We start from the raw sequence: 18660 nt of genomic DNA, 5'->3' as shown, positions 1-18660 counted from the left end.
CGCCGAGGCGTTCACCACGACGGTGATCCTTGCGATCCCACGGCAGGACGACGCGTGGCCGTCCGGCGCGTTCCCGGGGACCCCGAGGGCGCCTATCTTGACGCCATGACCAGCATCCCGCAGGAGAGCCCGGACGAACCGAACCCGCTGCGCGCCCTCACCCTCGACCGGCTGCGACGCCGTACCAGCATGAAATGGCGCACCTACCCGCAGGACGTACTCCCGGTGTGGGTAGCGGAGATGGACGTGCCGCTCGCCGAGCCGATCGTCCGCGCGGTCACGGACGCGATGGAACTCGGGGACACCGGCTACCCGGCGGGCACCGCCTACGCCGAGGCCCTCGCCGCGTTCGCCGCGAAACGCTGGGGCTGGCACGGGCTCGACGTGGCCCGCACCGCGCTCGTCCCCGACGTGATGCTCGGAGTGGTGGAAATGCTGAAACTGGTCACCGGGCCCGGCGACCCGGTGATCGTCAACTCGCCGGTGTATCCGCCGTTCTACCAGTTCATCGAGCACATGGACCGGCGGGTGGTGGAGGCACCGCTCGGCGCCGACGGGCGTATCGACCTCGACGTCCTGGAGGAAGCGTTCCATGGGCTCGGCGGCAGGCGGGCCGCCCATCTGCTGTGCAGCCCCCACAACCCGACCGGCACCGTCCACACCGCCGAGGAACTCACCGCCGTGACGGAAATCGCCGAGCGGTACGGCGTCCGGGTCGTCGCCGACGAGATCCACGCCCCGCTCACCGCCGCGGGCGTCGACTTCGTGCCCTATCTGAGCGTGCCGGGCGCCGAGCGCGGACTGTCCCTGATGTCGGCCTCGAAGGCCTGGAACCTGGCGGGCCTCAAGGCCGCGCTCGCCATCGCGGGACCCGCGGCCGCCGCCGACCTCGCCCGGATGCCGGAGGAGGTGAGCCACGGCCCGAGCCATATCGGCGTCATCGCCCACACGGCCGCCCTGACCGAGGGGACCGCCTGGCTGGACGCGCTGCTCGCCGGCCTCGACGAGAACCGGCGCCTCCTTGCAGGCCTCCTCGACCGCCACTTGCCCGCGATCCGGCACCGGCCCGCGGAAGCCACCTACCTCGCCTGGCTCGACTGCCGCGCCCTCGGCCGCGGTGACGACCCGGCCGAGGTCTTCCTGGCGCGCGGCCGGGTCGCCGTCAACTCCGGGATCCCCTTCGGGACGGGCGGCGCCGGGCACGTACGGCTCAATCTGGCCACCTCGCCCGAGGTCATCACGGAGGCGGTACGGCGGATGGCGGCGGCGCTGGTCTGAGCCTGGCGGGGCGCCCCTAGACTTCCGGCATGGACGACACCACCGGGACCGACATCGACCGGCTCGGCGCCGGCAAGTACCTGCTCGTCACGAGCTACCGCAAGGACGGCACCCCCGTCCCCACCCCGGTGTGGGTGGTGCGGGACGGGGACACGCTCGGCGTCTGGACGGCCGCCGACACCTGGAAGGTGAAGCGGATCCGCCGCCGCGCCGACGTCCGGGTCGGCCCCTGCGATCTGCGCGGACGGCCGACCGGCGACCCGGTCCAGGCCACCGCCGAGATCGCCGACGCGGCCACCACCGCCCGCTATCGCGAGCTCATCGTCCGCAAATACGGCATCACCGGCCGCCTCACGCTGCTCGGCAGCAGGCTGCGGCGCGGCCTCGACGGCACCGTCGGCATCCGGGTGACCCTGACGCCCTGAGGAGGCCGCGACCTCCCCAGGGCGCTCCCGGTCACGAGGCGTCCAGCACCGTTCCGCTCAGCACCAGACCGCCCGGCAGCGGCTGACCGAGTGCGGGGCGTAACAGAGGAACAGCGCGAGCGGGCGCGGGCCGGAGACCCCGGTGGGCGCGACCACCACCGCACGCATCTCGACCGGGACGGAGAACCCGGGCAGGCCCACCGACTTGAGCCGGTACGAGCCGGTGGTCGTGCGGTAGCGGCCGGGCTTGCCGGGTCCACCGGGCCGGCGGGCAGCGGAGCGGGGGGCCGCGCGGCCGCGCCCGTCGCCGAGGTGGCGGACCGGGTGCCCAACCGCCGTCCCTCCGACCAGAACCTGAAGGCGTTTCAGCTCACCGGTTCGGGCTCCTTCGAGGCCGAGCCGGAAGGTGTGCCCGTCCCGTTCCGGCTTCGGTGCCCCCAACAGCCGTCGTCCGCACGGAATTCCACCCGCGCGTCGCCCATCGGCACCCGTCTGCCGGACCGCCACACCAGCTCGGGCGCCGAGCGCCCGTCGTCGATGCGCCGGCCCGGCGGCAGGTTCCCGCCGGACTCCGCGGCCACGGGGGCCGGTTGGGCGTGTGCCGTGGTGCCGGACACACCTCCCGCGAGCGCGAGCACCGCGGCCGCGGTGACCCATCTGCGCCGGGTACGGACCAATGTTCCCTTCTCAGAAGGCGAGTACGGGCGCCCCGGCCGTCCCGAGGAGCCCCCTCGCCCCCGGAGGACGGGGCGGAGAGTCTGTGGGTTGCCTGTGAAGGAAAGGGGATTGGTTACTCGACGCCGGGCGGTACGACCGTGGCGTGGTGGTAGTACATCCGCCAGCCGCTCGCCTCGTCGCGCCTGCGCCAGAGGGAACTGTGCCGGGAGCGGCGGTCGCCGAGCCCGGCCTCGAAGGTCACATGCACCAGCCCCGGAGCGAGTACGACGCCGGTCATGCCGGAGGGCTCGTACCGCGGGCCGTCCTTCGACGCGCCGGTCCTGTCCGGCAGTTCGCCCAGTGACTGCTCGTAGGTGTACCGGCGGCCGGACGCGCCGACCTCCACGAACTCCGGGTCGAGCAGCTCACCGGCCAGTTCCCGTGAGGCGCGCACCTCGGGGTCCATGAGCCGCAGCTCGCCGGCGATCGCCGCTGCCACCTGGGCCGGTTCATCGCTCAGGGACGCATACTCGCCCAGGCCACCGGCTGCCGCGCAACCGGGTTTCCGACCGTCAGCTCCAGGCCCGGTACGGCTCGTCGAGCAGTTGGAAGACCGGCTCGCCCCGCACCGGGTCCTTGGCCGTGGAGAGCTTGACCCGGTCGCCGCTGTGAATGCCGATCGGCGGGCCCATGACCCGGCCCCGTACGACGAACCCCTCGGCCATCTCGATCAGGGACACATTGCGCGCGGCGGGCGTGTTGCGGTGCACCACCGTGGAGTGGCGGACCGTGCCCGTGCCCTCGCTGCGCTCCGTGCGCAACTCGCTGCCCTGGCACACCGGACACAGCAGCCGGTGGTACATCGCGGTGCCGCACCAGGTGCAGCGCTGGAAGTCGATGGCGTCCTTGTGGTGGTCCGCGGGTGCGGGGGCGAGAACGCTCGTCGCGAATCCGACCGCCGACTGCGCCGCGCTCGCTGAGTGGTGGTACACGCTGGTCAACTCCCTGCGCTCGCCCGGAATCCCGAATCCCGCGTGCCCGGACCCGCCCGCGCACGCATGTGCCCGGTTCGCCGTGCCACCGTGCACGCCGACAGCGTATGGCACTCAGTGACAGGCGTAAAGGCACTGCGTACCCCTAAATCGCGCCGATCTCCCGGACGGTCACCGGATTCCGTGGCGGTCAGGCACGGCCGAACGCGGTCTCGATCTCCTGCACCACCCGCCACAGTGGGGCGTCCCGCCGGGAGACGAGGACGACCACGTCGTCCGGGTGTTCCCCCGGCCCGCCGGACAGCGCGGCCGGCGCCCTGTCCGGAGCGGGGGCGGCGGCCGCGGTGCCGAACGCGGCCTGCACATACCCGAGGGCGTGGTCGACCGTCGCCGCCGCGTCGCCCTCGCCGTCCGAACGCAGCCAGGAACGGAGAGCGTTGTTGTGCGCCGCGACCACGGCGGCCGCGATCACGTCCGCCCGCAGCGCCCCGTCCGGGCGGCCGGCGTGACGGCCGCGCAGATACTCGGCCAGCGCGCGCTCGTACCGCCACACCACCGACAGCTCGTACGCGCGCAGCCCCGGGACCTGCTTGGTGAGCCGGTAGCGCTGCACCGAGAACGTGGGCTTCTCCGCGTACATCCGCAGCACCAGCCGCGCCGCGTCGCATACCCGACGCACCGGCTCGCACCCCGGGTCGCTCGCCGCCAGGAAGGCGGTCATGTCGGCCAGACAGCCCTCGTGGTCGGGGAAGACCACGTCCTCCTTGGACGGGAAGTAACGGAAGAACGAGCGCCGCCCGACCCCGGCCAGGGCAACGATGTCGTCGACGGTCGTCTGCTCGTAGCCGCGCTCCAGGAAGAGCTGGAAGGCCGCCGCGACCAGGGCGTCCCGCATGGGCGGCTTCGCGGACGGCGCCGTGCTGCTGGAGCTCATGAACGCGAACGTAGCATTCCGCCGGACTTCATGGCACTCAGTGCAGACTTAAGGGGGAACTGAGTGCACTCCTCTTCCGCGTGTCCTGCCTGTCCTGGCTCGGGCTGAACCGGTGGACCGGTCCTCCCGTATGTGTTCTCGGGGATCGCGGACACCCGTGCGCACGGGATGTGGAAGGAGAGCAGTGTGCCGACACCGCCCGACCCTGAACAGCCGCACCGCGGGCCGATCCTGGAACCGGTGCGGGTCCTGCGCCCCCGCCGACTCGACGCTCTCGCGGAGCTGATGCGCGAGATCCGGGAGGAGGCGGAGGCCGACGAGAAGGCGAGAGAGTCCGGGAAGCAGACGGGTCCGGCGGACTTCGAGGCCTTCGGCCAGGACCGGTGGCCCGGTGCCGGTACGGAGGACGAGACCCAGGAGCTGCCGCCGGTCACCGACGGACCGCCTACCGCGCCGCGTGGCGACGGTCGCGGCCATGACGCCCGCTCGTCACGCTCCTACGGCTTCGGCCCGGGACTGCGCCGGGCCGCCGTCCTGGTGGCCGTCGGCGCGGCCGCCCTGGCCGGTTTCGGCTGCGCCCTCCTGCTGCCCGGCCGCGAGGGCACCGCCGCGGCCGCCCAGCCCCCTACGTCCGCCACCACGGCACCGGCCACCACCCCACCGGCCTCGGACGCCTCCACCGACCCCGACGGCGCCGGCACCCTCCGCCAGGGCGACGCCGGCCCCGAGGTCGTCGACCTGGAGCAGCGCCTGCTGCGCGTCCCGGACGTCTACCGCGACGGCTCCACCGGCGGCACGTACGACGCCGCCCTCACCGCGGCCGTGGAACGCTTCCAGATCTGGTACGGCATCAGCGGCGACGAGCGCGGCGTCTACGGCGACGACACCCGCCGCGCCCTGGAGTCGCGCACCAGCACGTCGGCGGCTGACCGGTGACGGACGGACCGGTGACGGATCCCGCCGGCCGGTCCACCGAGCGCTTTCGAACGCCGGGTAATGGATCAGGAAAAAACCGGGTACATGCGATGAGCGGGCGTCACCATGGGCAGCCACCCGGCAGCCCCGTGCCGCCGCGCTCCCACCGTACGACCCCGAAGGCCATGCCGATGAACGGCTCCCGCATCCCGGGCCTGCTGGTGCCCGCCGTGTTCCTGCTGGCCCTGGTGGCGGGCCTGTTCTGGTACTGGCGGCACCGCGACGACGACTGACCGGTCCCGCTACTCCTCGTCCGTCAGCGGCACCCGGATGTCCAGCACGCAGACGTCGTCCCGCCGTTCGCCCTCCAGCATCACGGCGAGAAGCGCCTGCAGGGACCCGTCGGCGGTGCGGACGGCCTCGGCCAGGCGGGTCAGGCCCATGTCGATGTCCTCGCCGGGCAGCTCCACCAGGCCGTCGGTGTACAGGAGCAGCCGGTCGCCGGGTTCCAGCCGGAACTCGGCGGACTCGTAGACCGGGTTCGCCGAGGCGCCGAGCAGCATGCCGTCCGGGCGGTCGAGCCGGTGGACCTCACCCCCGCGCACGAGCAGGGGCGGCAGGTGACCGGCCTGGGCCCAGACGAGACGGCGCTCGGCGGGCTGGTAGCGGGCGAGGATGAGGGTCGCGGTGGACTGGCTGTCGCGCGAGTGCAGGAGCAGGAAGTTCAGCCGGGCGAGCGCACCGGTCAGCGAGGAGCCGGTGGTCACCATGCCCTTGGCGGTGAACCGGAGCTGGGCCATCGTCGCGATGGCGTCGACGCCGTGGCCCGCCACGTCGCCGACGACGAACAGCGCGGAGTCGTCGGGAAGTTCGATGGCGCTGAACCAGTCGCCGCCGACATGCACCCCCGCCTGCGCGGGCAGATAGGCGACCTCGACGCGCAGACCGCACAGGCGCACCGGCCCACTGGGAAGCGGCAGCAGCGCGTGCTGGAGCCGTGCGGCGAGCGCGCGTTCGGCCTCCAGGATGCCGCGCTGCATCAGGATCGCCCGCTCGCTGTCCACCAGGGCGAGTTCGGCGCTGCGCTGAGCGGTGAGGTCCTGCACGAAGCCATGCACCTCGACGACCATGCCGTCCGCGGTCACCGCCTCCGCGACGGCCCGCAGATGCCGTACCGCGTCCCCCGTCCTGATCCGGAACGGGACGTCGAACGAACCGCCGGTGCGGGCGAGGTCGGAGACCGCGTGGGCCAGCGCGTGGGCGTCCTCCGGCAGTACCAGGTCCGGCAGCAGGTCCAGCGCGACCGCTCCGCGTGCCGGGTCGCGGCCGAGGATGGTGTACACCTGGGGCGACCAGGTGACCTGATGGGTGAGCAGGTTCCAGTTCACCCAGCCGAGGTTGCCCAGCCGCTGCATGTCCGCCAGGCGCTGTTCCTGCAGCGCCTCCATGTCGTGCCGTAGCCAGGTCACCAGCAGCCCGTCGCCGAGCCGCGTGGCCCGCACCGAGTAGGCGGCCGTCACGGTCGTGCCCGCGACGACCTCCTCGTGCACGAACGGCTCACCCTCGTAGGGCTCTCCGTCGAGCGCCTTGAGATACCCCTGCCACAGCGACTCGCCGGCGACGGAGGGATAGCTCTCCAGGATGTGCGAGCCGACCAGCTCACGGCCGGTGCGGCCGAGGATGTCGACGGCGTTCGGGGCGGCGGCATCGATGCGGTAGTCCTCCACCTCCCCGACGGCGGTGCGCAGCGGGGTCAGCAGGACCGCCGCTCCCGGCAGCGCGTCCAGCACCGTCTGCACCGTCCGGGAGAAGCCCGAGGTCGCTGGTTCGGCCGGGGCGCCGAGGACGCTGAGCCGGCCTGCGCACAGCCGGGCGACGCCCCGCAGCAGCTCGCGGTCCGCGGGCCCGAAGACCGCGTCCTGCCGGCGCAGCACACCGAGGGTCACGCCGGTGGTGTCCCCGGTCGTGACCGGCAGCCAGGCCCGGGACAGCCAGCGCCCGGGCGTCTCCTCGATGAGCTGGTACTCCTGCCGGTCCTGGGGGAAGTGCTCCAGCCAGAGGGGCTCACGGGATGTGAGGGACTCCAGTGGAGCGATCCCGCTCAGCGGCGGCAGCCGGCGCCACTGGGCGGCGAGCGTCGCGTCGACGCCGGCGTACCCGATGAGTTCCAGTCCCTGGCTGGGCAGCCGCCGGTACAGCAGCACGGCGTCGGCGCCGACCCCGGGCGCCAGATGGTCGAGCAGCGCCCCGGCCAGCTCCTGCGGGGAACCGACGTGCACCAGGGCCTTGCCGAGGCGGCCGAGCGTCTCGGCGTTGCCGGGCGGGGCGAGCGTCTTCCGGGCGTCTTCCGGAGCGGGCGGCTCGGTGACGGGGGCCGTGGCCGGGGGCACGGTGGGCATCAGGGCGCCGAGGGTCAGCCAGCACTCCTCCAGCAGCGTGCGGTTCCCGGCCTGGGCCCGCTGCAGAAGCGCCTCGTACGCGGCGTCGGGGGAGCAGCCCGTGGTGGCCATCAGCGCGCCCTTAGCCCGCTCCACCACGGCTGAGGTGGCCACCTGGTCCCGCAGTCGGTCCAGCTCAGCGCGTTGCCTGGATACGACTTTGGCCAGGGCCGCCAGCTCGGCGACCGCACCAGTACCGACCGGTAGGGCTTGCTCGCTCGTCACGGATTGAGCATGGCACAGGAAAGCACCTCCGATCACACCGGTGCCGGATCGGTGAAGAATATGGCCATCTGTGAACCGAGCTGGTCAGCGGCCGGTGCTGTGCCCGACGAGCGCCTCGGTGACCGCGCGGACGCTGCGCGCGATGTGCTGGAGCTGCAGGACCTCCGCCGCGTACAGCTTGATCGTGTGCTCGATGACCGACTCCGGCAGGCCCAGCAGGGGCAGTTCGGCCCGCGCGGTCTGCAGCGCCGTGCGCGCCACCCGGATCTCGTGCTGGACCTGGATCTGCGCGTGCCGGGCGAGCAGGACGGGGTGACGGATCAGTGCCGGGTAGCTGGCGTAGCGGGCCGGCACCAGCTCGCGCAGCCACTTGGTGGCGGAGCGCTCCCAGCCGTAGCTGCCCGGCGTCTTGACCTGGCAGGGCCAGTCGGGACTGATGCGCGTGGTCGTCGTCAGGGTCATGATCATCGCTTCCGGGGGGCGGCGTCGGGAGGGGTGGTCGACGGATGTCTGGGCGGCTCCGGCCTAGGGGATGACCGGAGCCGCCACGGGCGAATCGCGCAGGCGATGCCCGTTCGAACACCCCGGGCGCCGACGCGGGTAGGAGACGGCGGCAGGGGATGTCCGTGCAGGGACCCCGGGCGCCGGCCGCCGGCACTGCGGGTGGTGCTGCGTGCGCATGGCGGTCCGTCGGCTTTCTCGGGGCGGGTGCGAGCGGTGCGTCCTCGGTGCGGAACATGCCCGGAGTGCGCCGGGGTGATCCGTGAGCAGTATTTATATATGCCGTCCGCTTGGCAAGACGTATGAAAACATTCATGCGCGATGTGCGGTGAATGGTCCTCTACGGGTCATGCGGAGGGAAGGAGGGGACCGCCGGCACCCCGGGTCCCGGGGTCAGTCCTTGAGGAAGAACTGGTGCTGCTCGGCGACCTGCTCGTACTCCTCCAGGCGCGCCTGGGTGCGCTCGGGGTCGGCGTCGGTCATGGCCTGGAGCAGTGCGGCGGCCATCAGACCGGGCGCCGCGTAGGTGTCGAAGACCAGGCGGGACCCGATGCCGGTGCTGAAGGTGACGTCGGCCTCATCGGCCAGCGCGCCCAGCGCCAGGTCCGTCACCAGGGCGACCCGCAGACCCGCGGTGCGCGCCACCCGGATCGCGGTCAGCGTCTCCTGCGCGTGCCGCGGCATACCGAACGCCAGCACCCAGGTGCCGCCCGCCTCGCGAGACTGCAGCAGCGCGTCGTAGGCCACGCTGCCGCTCCGGGTCACCAGCCGTACGTCGGGATGGATACGGCGGGCGGCGTAGGCGAAGTACTCCGCCAGCGAGACGGAGATGCGCAGGCCGAGCACGGTCAGCGGGGCCGACCGGGACAGCTCGCGGCCTATCCAGATCACCCGGTCGGGGTCGGCGAAGTCCCGGCGCAGGTTCTCCAGGTTCTCGATCTCGGCGTCGACGGCCGCCTGGAGCTCGTTGCTGTGGTGCTCGGTGGCGGCTCCGGTGCCGCCCGCCAGGGTGCGCAGCGCGATCGACTGGAGCCGCTCGCGCAGCGCGGGGTAACCGCTGAAGCCGACCGCGCCCGCGAACCGGGTCACCGACGGCTGGCTGACCCCGACCCGCTCGGCGAGGTCGGTGATCGAGAGAAAGGCCGCCTCGGTGATGTGGTCGATCAGGTACTGGGCGATGCGCCGCTGGCCGGGGGAGAGCCGGGGGCCGTCGAAGAGTTCGCGGAGCTGGGAGGTGGGCGCTGCCTCCGCTTCCGGTACGGTCTTGCCCGAGGTGATCGCGGATGCCTGTGCGCGAGCCTGCTGCGGCGATGGCACCGAAGCGCCTCCTTTGTCTCCCACGAGGACTCAACATAGCTCACGGCCCGTGGTGACCAGGGGTTGTGCGCAGCGCCGGACCGCCCCGGGAGCTGAAGGCAGAGCTTGCGCCTCGGTCCAGAGGCCCCCGGTGCTCAGCGTCGGTAGATCGTGATCGAGTGACCGACGTCATCGATCGGACGGCTGCTGTCGATCAGTTCGGCCAGTCCGCCGCGGGCCTTGGCGACCCACGAGTCCGAGACGACCAGCAGCCCGTGCACCGTGCCGAGCGGCACCTTGCGGGGATCGGCGGCATGGATGCCGTAGTACGACGGAACGCCGCTGCCCTTGTAGACCAGCCAGATCCGCTCGCCCGGGTACCGCTCTTTCAGCCGGTCGGCGAGACGGCCCAGGTCCTGGCCCCAGTCCACGTTGGAGTCGTGCAGCCGCAGATGGGTCCTGGCCGGACCGCCGAACGCCTCGTTGGAGTACGGCAGATACAGCGGGAACGTCCACAGCGAACTCACCGCGACGAACAGCACCAGCGCCCCGCTCACCGGCCGCGACCACCGCCACCGCAGCGCGAGCGCCGAGGCCCCGCCCACCGCCAGGAACATCGGCACGAACACCGCGTACCGCGTCCCGAAGTCCCGCGACCCGGTCATCGCGAAGGCCAGCAGCACGGCCGGCGGCAGCAGTACATACGGCGCGGCCGGCCGCAGCCGTCGTACCGACACCATCGCCGCCGCGCCGGCCGCCCACAGCGCGAGCATGCCGAGTGGGGTCTTCACCAGCAGGGCGGCCGGCAGGTAGTACCAGCGGGAGCCGGTGTACAGATGCCCGAACAGAAAGCCCTGCCAGGGCAGGTCCTCGAAGGCGAACTGCGCGCGCATGCCGTCCCGGTAGGCGCGCGGGAAGGGCATCAGGTCGACCATCAGCCCGCGCAGGCCGTGGGCGGCGGGCACGGGTTCGGCGGGCACGAAGCGCAGCCGCGGATCCACCGCGAGATAGGAGAGCCAGACCACCGCGACGGCCGTCACCGCCACCACAGCCGCCGCGGCCAGCACGCGCCGCGGTCGCTGCGGGCGCTCGTGCCAGACCGTGACCACCGCCAGTGCCACCAGCGCCGGGATCGCGGGCAGCGCGCTCATCTTCGTCGCGACCGACGCGCCCAGGGCGACCCCCGCGAGCGGGAGATACAGCCGGGGGCGGCGCCTGGCTCGCCACACCAGCCAGGCCGATGTCAGGACGAACCCGGCCGACGGGACGTCCAGCGTGGCCAGCGAGCCGTGCGCGATCAGGTCGGGGGAGAAGCAGTACAGGGCGAGCGCCAGGAGCCCGGCCGCGGTACCGAGGATCTCGCGGGCGAAGGCGAGGACGACCAGACCGAACAGCAGCGTCAGCGCGATCACCGGCAGCCGGGCCCACAGCATCAGCCGCCAGGGGTCGTTGCCCGACGCGTACAGCAGATGCCGGCCCACCTGACCCTGGCTGCCCTGGTACGACGGGTCGTAGTGCGGATCGGCGACCGCGATGCCGGCCATGACGGCCAGCTTGCCGAGCGGCGGGTGCTCGGGGTTGTAGCGCAGCCGGTGTTCGTGCAGATAGTCGGTGGCCGTGGCGACGTACACCGGCTCGTCGACGGTCGGAGTCTGCTGGACGGCCGTGGTCACCATCGCCACCGCCATCTGGGCCAGCAGCAGCGCCGCCAGGAGCGGTACCAGCCACCGGCGGCGGGCGCGCAGGGCGGCCCGCAGCCGGGCCACGGTGGGGGGCCGGAGGGCGGGTCCGCGGGCGTCGAGTGGTCTGGGACCGAGGACCGAGTGCCGTTCTTGCGCCATCATCCGCCCCGCGGGGACGCCGGGCCCGCGGTGACGGGAGCGATCAAGGGCCGCATCATGGCCCTACTGTCGCATCGCTCCCGCCACCGTGCGCGTCACCGCTTCACGAGTCGTACCGACAGACCGTCTGCCGTGTACACGGGTACGGCCCGCAGCGTGGCGGAGTTCAGCTCCACCGTGTCGAACTGGCCGCGCAGCCGGGGTACGTCGATCACCGCGAGGGTGCTGCCCGCGGCCGGCGGGCGCTCGGTGTCGAGGTTCAGGGACAGTGTGGTGCCCTTGCCGAGGACGGCGAGGTGCCTGACCCGCAGCGGCGCCCTGCGGCCCTTGCCGAGGGTGACCTCCAGGGTGCCCGCGTCCTGCGTGTACGTGTCGCGCACGAACACCTGCTCCGTCACCCGCAGGGTGCCGGCCGTGACGCGGACGTCGCCGTGGCCCAGCGCGTCGTCCGAACCGGCGACCAGGGTGCCCGCCGCCAGCACGGTGCCGCCCCGGTAGCGGTTGCGGCCGGTCAGCGTCAGCGTGCCGGTGCCCTTCTTGGTCACACCGCCGCGGCCGTCGATGTCGTTGCGCCAGCTGTCGGCCGCGGCGAAGCCGCCGGCCGCCGCGTCCAGGGTGACCGTGACGTCCGAGCCGAAGGCGCCGTAACCGTCGGCGCAGGATGTCCGCGCGCAGCACGGTACCGGTGTTCCAGGCGGAACCGGTCTTCCATATCTGCGCGAAGCCGCCGAGGATGCGGACCACCGCGTTGGTGTCGGCGGTGAGGTTGGTGATGATGTTCGTCTTGTAGTCGTCGACGAACGCGGCGGCCGTGGTCGCGGCCTTGGCGTCCGCGGCGGCGAGCCAGGTGGCGAACGTCGGGGCCGCCAGCACACCCGCCGACGCGCCGAGCGAGGTCTTCAGAAATCCCCGTCGGCCGACGGCGAGTCCACGGGCCGGTGAGGAGGTGCGGTGCCCGGCAGATGACGGCATGGGTGTGCCTCTCGTGAGGTCTACGGCGCGGCGGCCGGAGGGGAGTTCGCACGAACACCCGGTGCGCCCGATGTGCGTGAGCGTGTCGGTTCGCGTGGGAAAAGTGTTGAACGAGCGAAGTTCTAAGCCGGGCCCGCGTCCCAGCGGTCATGGTCCGACGACCGTCACATGGCCCGGAGTTGAACGGCAGCCCGGTGGTTCACCGGAAGAACGAACCGGGACCTGCGTGTTCGCAGTGTCGAACGGCCCGTGGTCCACACGCGGGGAACGGAACGGGCCGCGGACAGTTTTCTCACAGGATCGAACGCGCCAGCGCCACCGCCCCCTCGACCGGAGGCAGACGCAGCGGCCGTGGCCGCGCGCCCGGCAGGGCCTTCGCGAGCGCGGCGGCGAAGGCGTCGTACAGGCGCGGTTGGGAGAGGATCGTGCCGCCCGCGACCACCACGTCGTCCACGGCGAGACCGCGGGCGGCGAGCCGTAGTACGAGGCCGGCGAGCGCGCGGCCGCCGTCGGCTATCACTTCCTCGGCGAGGACGGAGCCCGCGTCGGCCGCCGCGAAGAGCACCGGGGCGTGCCGGCCCCACTCCGCGGAGACGTCGGAGGCACCCTCCAACGCGGCGCCGAGTGCGGGTACTTCGGCCACGCCGAAGGCGGCGGTCAGACCCGTCGCGAGCGAGTCGGGTGCCTCGCCGCGGTCGTGCGCGGCCCAGACGGCACGCGCCGCCTCGCGGACCAGCCCGGCCGCGCCGCCCTCGTCACCGAGGACCGCGCCCCAGCCGCCTACCTGTACGGGGCTGCCGTCGGCGTGCCGTCCGACGGCCACCGAACCGGTGCCGGCGACCAGGCCCACGCCCTTGGCCAGGCCCGCGGCGGGGACGAGGAGTTCGGCGTCGCCCACGACGAGGACGGGGATCTGGTGGAAGTCCCGCAGCGCGGCGGTGATCCCGGCGCACTGGCGGGGGGTCTCACAGGCGTGGCCGCCGACGGCGAGGGCGGCGGGGCGGGCGCCGGCCGGCAGGACCTCATGGACCAGGGCGGTCAGCCAGTGGGCGGCGGCGGCCGGGTCGTGCGGCCGCCAGCCGCTGCTCGAACGGACGCGATCGGCGACCATGTCCGCGCCGGCGAGCGCGCGGAGATGGGTCTTGGTGCCGCCCACGTCGACACCGACCACGAGCGGAGTAGAAGGAGCGTCCTGCACGGATCCTCTTTCGTCGTCTGGGCGAAGAGCGCCGAAGAGCATGGCACTGTGCCGCGACGGCGGGCGAACCGTTCCTGGCCGAACAGGAGTTGAGCGCATCGGGAAACCCCGGGACGGGCTTCTTTCGGAGCACGGCAGGCGAGTACCGTGTACTTCGTTAGGAAGTTAACTAACGAAGTAGAGTGCGTCAAGAGTTGTCGCGCAGGCGATCAACGGGACACCGCCGTCGGCGGGACCGCGCGGCACGAGGGCATCGCATCGCCGCATCCCGCCACCCGGGGAGCGCGGCCCCTGACCCATGGGGGAACTGTGGAACACGTCGTGACTGAAGCCCCCCGCCTCACCGAGAGCGCCGGCGCGGTCTTCGCCGTGCTGGCCCAGGCCGGCAGCGCCACCCGGCCGCAGCTCGCGAGCCTCGCGGGCCTGTCCAAGCCGACGGTCTCCGCCGCCGTCGCGGAACTGGAGGGCGCACGGCTGGCCGCCTGCTCGGGCACCACGTCCAGCGGCACCGGCCGCTCCGCCGCCGTCTACGGGCTCGGGCCCGCCTCCGGATCCGTCCTCGCCGTCGACCTCGGCCCGGCCCGCACCCGGGTGCGCGGCTGCGCCCTGGACGGCACCCTGCTCGCCGAGGCGACCACCCCGCGCATCCGGGCCGTCGACGCGGTCCGTGAGGCGCTGGCCGCGCTGCCGGCCGGCGCCCCGCTGCGGGCCATCGTCGTCGCCGTCGGCGATGTCACCGCGCCCGACCGCACGGGCACCGGGATGCGCCCCGCGACCGCCAAGGCCGGGCCCGTCTTCGACGCGGTGTCCGTCGCCCTGCCGCTGGGTGTCCCGGTCCACCTGGAGAACAACGTCAACTGCGCCGCCCTCGCCGAGCTGCACGAGGGCGCCGCCCGCGGCCGCCGTACCTTCGGCTATCTGCGGATCGGCGTCGGTGTCGGTCTCGGCATCGTCATCGGCGGGCAGGTGCTGCGCGGGGCGAACGGGGCGGCCGGTGAGCTGGCCCGGCTGCCGTATCCGTGGGACGAGGACCGGGAGCCGCGTCAGGAGGCCCTGGAGGCGTATGTCGGCTCGCAGGCCCTCCTGTGCCGGGCCGCCCGGGCCTGGCGGGCCGCCGACGGCCCGCGGCCCCGTAGCGCCGAGCGGCTCTTCGCGCTGGCCGCCGAGGGCCGGCAGCCCGCCCGTGCGCTGGTCGCCCGGCACGCCGCCGACGTGGGCCGGCTGGCGGCCGCCGTGGCCGCCGTGCTGGACCCGGGGCTGATCGTCCTCGGCGGCAGCACCGGCGCGGATCCCCAGCTCCTGCCCGGAGTGCGGGCCGAACTGGGCCGGCTGAGCTGGCCCACCGAGGTGGTCAGCAGCCAGATCGGGGAGCTCGGTACCGTTGTCGGCGCCGCCCGGCTCGCCGTGGCCAGGGGAGTCCAAAACGTGACCGAAGGCGCGCAGGCGAAGGATTGACGGCTTCCAACTCGGTCTGCCAATGTCCGGACAAGCGCTTTCTAAGTCGGCCGGGACGCCGGCTTGGGGTGAGCCTCCCAGCCCGTACACGACGTACGGCAACAGCACGAGGGCGTGCCCGTGCGGTGACGGCCAGGACGGCCGGGGATCTCACCCCGCGTGGACGATGCGGCCGGGCGAGACCGCGCCCCCGGAAAGCGACTCCTCCTTCAAAATGCACCCGTGCCGCCTCAGTCGGCGCCGTGCTCCGTCCCGACGACGAAATGGGATCGAAGATGACCACTGTGGGTGTGCGGCGCTCCCGCCGACTCGGCCGCGGCGGTATGCGCCGCCTGGTTCCCCTCGCTGCCGTGACCACGGCAGGTGCCCTGCTGCTCTCCGCCTGCGGGTCGGGATCCGGCTCGGGCGGGAACTCCAAGTCGCTGACGTTCTGGATTTCCACGGTTCCGGGACAGGACGCGGGCTGGAAGAAGCTGGTGGCGCAGTACAAGAAGGAAGCCGGCGTCTCCGTCAAGCTCGTCAACATCCCCTACGACGGCTACACCACGAAGCTGCACAACGCCGCGCAGGCGAACTCTCTGCCCGACGTGGCGTCCGTGCCGGCGCTGGACCCGATCTGGTCGAGCAAGCTGATCGACCTCAGCTCCATCGCCAACAACAAGAGCAACAACATCAACGCCAACTTCCTCGCCAAGGACTCGTCCGGGAAGGTGCTGTCCATCCCTTCGGACGTCACCGCGTCCGGCCTGTTCATCAACGAGACGCTGTTCAAGAAGGCCGGCGTCTCCTTCCCGACCTCGCCCTCGAAGACCTGGACCTGGACCGACTTCATCAAGGCGGCGGACAAGGTCCGGGAGAAGACCGGCGCCAAGTACTCCCTGACGTTCGACCAGTCGCCGTCCCGGCTGCGCGCCATGGTGTACGAGCTCGGCGGGACGTACGTCCACGCGGACTCCTCCGGCAAGTTCTCGGTGGACGCGGCGACCAAGAAGGCCGTGAACTACTTCGTCGGGCTGAACGACGACAAGACCATGCCGAAGTCGGTGTGGACCAGCGGCGCCGACCCGTCGGCCATGTTCCAGAGCGGTGACGTGGTCGCCTACTGGTCCGGCGTGTGGCAGGTTCCCGCCTTCGCGGAGAGCATCAAGAAGTTCGACTGGGCGAGCGTCCCGACTCCCGCCGAGCCGGTGCAGGCCAGCGACGTCAACAGCGGCGGCATGACGGTGGGCTTCAACAACAACGGCGCCGCGGCCACCGCCGCGACGAAGTTCCTGTCCTGGCTGTACGAGCCGGACCACTACAGCGAGCTGTGTGAGACGTCCGGGTTCCTGCCGGTCGAGAGCGGTCTGAACCCGAAGTACCCCTTCACATCCGAGGCGGCGCAGGCGGCGTTCAAGCTGTACAACGAGGAGATCCCGCTCTACGCCCCCATCTCCGGCTACTTCAACACCGCGCAGACGAACTGGGTGCTGAAGGGCAAGAGCCTCACCACCGACCCGACCAAGACGGAGATCGGCAAGGCGATCAACGGCCAGCAGTCGGCCGACAAGGCCCTGGACAACATCGTGGCCGGCTACAACCAGCAGGTCGGCGGCGGATCGTAGGCCACAGAGCCGGGCGGCGGTGTGTCCACCCCGCCGCCCGGCCTTGGGCGCCCACGTGATGCCGGGCTCATGGCGTGAGCCCACAGCAATCCATTCCACCAGCACGGAGTCAGGAAGATGACAAAACGCGCCTCGGACGTGTCCGGGAGCCCGCCCAGGCGACGCAGCACCTACACCATCGCGCCGCTCGTCCTCATCGCGGCCAATGTCGTGCTCTTCTCGCTGTTCTTCGTCTGGCCGGCGGTGATCGGGCTCGTCTACTCCTTCACGAACTACACGGGTGTAGGGCCGTTCCAGTTCGTCGGACTGGACAACTACCAGAACCTGTTCGGGGACTCCACCTTCTACGAGGCCCTGACCCGGACGCTGCTGTACACCGTGCTCGTCGTTCCGCTGAACTTCGTGCTCTCGCTGCTCATCGCCAACCTGCTGGTGAGCAAGCAGGCCAAGGGCAAGTCGGTCGCCCGTGTCGTCTTCTTCGTCCCGTGGCTCATCTCGCCCATCGTCGTAGGTGTCCTGTGGCGGTGGCTGTTCGGTGAGAACTTCGGACTGATCAACTACGTCATCGAGAAGCTCGGCGGGGACGCGATCGCGTGGCAGTCGAACGCGGACCTGTCGCTGGGCGTGGTGGTGATGGCGGGCGCCTGGTGGGGAACGGCCTTCTCGATGCTGTTGTTCATCGCGGCGATCAAGAACGTGCCCATCTCGTACTACGAGGCGGCCTCGCTCGACGGCGCGGGCCCCTGGCGCCAGTTCGTCAGCATCACACTGCCGAGCATCGCGCCCACCTCCTTCATCGTGATCCTGCTCAACACGATCAACGCGATGAAGGAATACCCGCTCTTCCTCTCCCTCAACAACGGCGGACCGGGAACGTCGAACAACCTGCTCGTCCAGTACATCTACCAGACCGGCTTCAACCGGGGCCAGATCGGCTACGCGAGCGCCGCGTCATTCGTACTCATGCTCATCCTGATGGCCGTCGCGATCATCCAGCTGATCGTCAACCGACGGGTGGAGAACCGATGACAACCACAGATACGCCGCGTCCGGTCGACGCCGATTCCGTACGGGCCCTTTCCAAGAGGCGGCCCCGCAGCGGGGGCGGCCGTGGGCTTCGGAGCGCGGTGCCCGCGACGACACTGCTGTGGGTCCTGGCGGTCCTCTACGGGCTGCCGGTGCTGTGGTTCGTCCTCAGCTCCTTCAAACCTGCGGGAGACCTGTTCTCCCTTCCGCTGACGGTGTTTCCGCACCACCCCACCCTGTCGGGTTATTCGCAAGCCTGGCGCAGTGCCAACTTCTCCCAGTACTTCGTCAACACGACCATCGTGTGCGTGATCACGACGATCCTCACGGTGGGAGCCAGCTGCTGCACCGGGTACGCGCTGGCCAAGTACGACAACAAGTGGCTCAAGGTCTTCTTCATCTGCATCCTGGCCACCACGATGCTGCCGTCCGAGGTCATGCTCGCCCCGGAGTTCCTCGTGGTGCGCGACCTCGGCCTCTACAACTCGTTCGGCGGCATCATCCTCCCGGCCGTGCTCACCGCGACCGGATGCTTCATGTTCCGGCAGTTCTTCCTGACGGTCCCCGACGAGCTCGTCGAGGCCGCGCGCATCGACGGCGCGCGTGAGCTGTCGATCTTCCTGAGGATCATGGTGCCGATCTCCCGGCCCATCATGCTGACACTCGCCATCCTGTCGTTCCAGTGGCGGTGGAACGACTACATCTGGCCGCTTCTGATGCTCAACGACCCCGACAAGTTCACCGTGCAGATCGGCATCCAGAGCCTCGTCGGGGCGCAGAACATCAACTGGTCGGTGCTGCTCGGGGGATCGGTCATCTCCATGATCCCGCTGATCCTCGTCTTCCTGGTGTTCCAGCGTTACGTCATGAACGCCGACATCAACGCCGGACTGAAGGACTGAC

At 71.5% G+C, this 18660-nt stretch carries 18 protein-coding genes; 8 read left to right on the top strand and 10 right to left on the bottom strand.

The window, feature by feature from the left end:
• Positions 1-105 precede the first annotated feature (105 nt).
• Positions 106-1278: an aminotransferase class I/II-fold pyridoxal phosphate-dependent enzyme gene (locus ABZ396_RS27210; protein WP_358925541.1), complete on the top strand. Its 1173-nt coding sequence runs from the start codon at positions 106-108 to the stop codon at positions 1276-1278.
• A 29-nt stretch (positions 1279-1307) separates the two neighbouring features.
• Entirely contained in the window at positions 1308-1703 is a 396-nt protein-coding gene (locus tag ABZ396_RS27205; protein WP_358925539.1) for a PPOX class F420-dependent oxidoreductase, read from the top strand.
• 57 nt (positions 1704-1760) lie between these two features.
• On the opposite strand, the gene ABZ396_RS27200 is transcribed toward ABZ396_RS27205, so the two are convergent.
• The 4 genes from ABZ396_RS27200 to ABZ396_RS27185 form a co-directional block, all read right to left on the bottom strand.
• Positions 1761-2144 carry a hypothetical protein gene (locus ABZ396_RS27200; protein ID WP_358925537.1) on the bottom strand — a complete coding sequence of 128 codons (384 nt, stop codon included), beginning with the start codon at positions 2142-2144 and terminating at the stop codon, positions 1761-1763.
• A 349-nt stretch (positions 2145-2493) separates the two neighbouring features.
• Positions 2494-2826 (bottom strand): DUF4440 domain-containing protein, encoded by a 333-nt coding sequence (locus ABZ396_RS27195; RefSeq protein WP_358925584.1) that lies wholly within the window; start codon positions 2824-2826, stop codon positions 2494-2496.
• A gap of 106 nt (positions 2827-2932) precedes the next feature.
• Positions 2933-3352, bottom strand: a complete 420-nt coding sequence (locus ABZ396_RS27190) for a hypothetical protein (protein WP_358925535.1) — start codon at positions 3350-3352, stop codon at positions 2933-2935.
• A gap of 190 nt (positions 3353-3542) precedes the next feature.
• A complete protein-coding gene (locus ABZ396_RS27185) occupies positions 3543-4286 on the bottom strand; it encodes a TetR family transcriptional regulator (RefSeq protein ID WP_358925533.1) in 744 nt (247 codons plus the stop codon).
• A 186-nt stretch (positions 4287-4472) separates the two neighbouring features.
• On the opposite strand from ABZ396_RS27185, the gene ABZ396_RS27180 reads away from it, so the two are divergent.
• Both ABZ396_RS27180 and ABZ396_RS27175 read left to right on the top strand, forming a co-directional pair.
• A complete protein-coding gene (locus ABZ396_RS27180) occupies positions 4473-5222 on the top strand; it encodes a peptidoglycan-binding protein (RefSeq protein WP_358925531.1) in 750 nt (249 codons plus the stop codon).
• An 89-nt stretch (positions 5223-5311) separates the two neighbouring features.
• Entirely contained in the window at positions 5312-5494 is a 183-nt protein-coding gene (locus ABZ396_RS27175; protein ID WP_358925529.1) for a hypothetical protein, read from the top strand.
• A gap of 9 nt (positions 5495-5503) precedes the next feature.
• Here ABZ396_RS27175 and ABZ396_RS27170 read toward each other — a convergent pair whose 3' ends face one another.
• The 6 genes from ABZ396_RS27170 to ABZ396_RS27145 form a co-directional block, all read right to left on the bottom strand.
• Positions 5504-7864 carry a SpoIIE family protein phosphatase gene (locus ABZ396_RS27170; RefSeq protein ID WP_358925528.1) on the bottom strand — a complete coding sequence of 787 codons (2361 nt, stop codon included), beginning with the start codon at positions 7862-7864 and terminating at the stop codon, positions 5504-5506.
• 84 nt (positions 7865-7948) lie between these two features.
• A complete protein-coding gene (locus tag ABZ396_RS27165) occupies positions 7949-8332 on the bottom strand; it encodes a hypothetical protein (protein WP_358925526.1) in 384 nt (127 codons plus the stop codon).
• A 426-nt stretch (positions 8333-8758) separates the two neighbouring features.
• On the bottom strand, positions 8759-9682 hold the full coding sequence (locus ABZ396_RS27160) for a MurR/RpiR family transcriptional regulator (RefSeq protein WP_358925524.1): 924 nt from the start codon (positions 9680-9682) through the stop codon (positions 8759-8761).
• A 134-nt stretch (positions 9683-9816) separates the two neighbouring features.
• Entirely contained in the window at positions 9817-11505 is a 1689-nt protein-coding gene (locus ABZ396_RS27155) for a phospholipid carrier-dependent glycosyltransferase (protein ID WP_358925522.1), read from the bottom strand.
• 92 nt (positions 11506-11597) lie between these two features.
• A complete protein-coding gene (locus ABZ396_RS27150) occupies positions 11598-12047 on the bottom strand; it encodes an autotransporter-associated beta strand repeat-containing protein (protein ID WP_358925520.1) in 450 nt (149 codons plus the stop codon).
• A 719-nt stretch (positions 12048-12766) separates the two neighbouring features.
• Positions 12767-13672 carry a BadF/BadG/BcrA/BcrD ATPase family protein gene (locus tag ABZ396_RS27145; RefSeq protein ID WP_358925518.1) on the bottom strand — a complete coding sequence of 302 codons (906 nt, stop codon included), beginning with the start codon at positions 13670-13672 and terminating at the stop codon, positions 12767-12769.
• Between the two features lie 321 nt (positions 13673-13993).
• Between ABZ396_RS27145 and ABZ396_RS27140 the strand changes: the two genes are divergently transcribed.
• The 4 genes from ABZ396_RS27140 (at position 13994) to ABZ396_RS27125 (ending at position 18659) form a co-directional block, all read left to right on the top strand.
• The gene (locus tag ABZ396_RS27140; RefSeq protein WP_359186183.1) at positions 13994-15127 is read left to right on the top strand and encodes an ROK family transcriptional regulator; all 1134 of its coding nucleotides are present in this window, start codon (positions 13994-13996) and stop codon (positions 15125-15127) included.
• A gap of 275 nt (positions 15128-15402) precedes the next feature.
• Positions 15403-16731 carry an extracellular solute-binding protein gene (locus ABZ396_RS27135; RefSeq protein ID WP_358925333.1) on the top strand — a complete coding sequence of 443 codons (1329 nt, stop codon included), beginning with the start codon at positions 15403-15405 and terminating at the stop codon, positions 16729-16731.
• Positions 16732-16848: 117 nt separating this feature from the next.
• Positions 16849-17760 (top strand): sugar ABC transporter permease, encoded by a 912-nt coding sequence (locus ABZ396_RS27130; RefSeq protein WP_358925335.1) that lies wholly within the window; start codon positions 16849-16851, stop codon positions 17758-17760.
• Positions 17757-18659 (top strand): carbohydrate ABC transporter permease, encoded by a 903-nt coding sequence (locus tag ABZ396_RS27125; RefSeq protein WP_358925337.1) that lies wholly within the window; start codon positions 17757-17759, stop codon positions 18657-18659. Before ABZ396_RS27130 ends, ABZ396_RS27125 begins: the two co-directional genes overlap by 4 nt.
• The last annotated feature ends 1 nt before the right edge of the window (position 18660 follow it).

This window comes from Streptomyces sp. NPDC005866 (genome assembly GCF_040629895.1).
GTDB lineage: Bacteria > Actinomycetota > Actinomycetes > Streptomycetales > Streptomycetaceae > Streptomyces.
The sequence above is the reverse complement of the archived record's forward strand: the minus strand, read 5'-3'. Positions and strand labels throughout refer to the sequence as shown.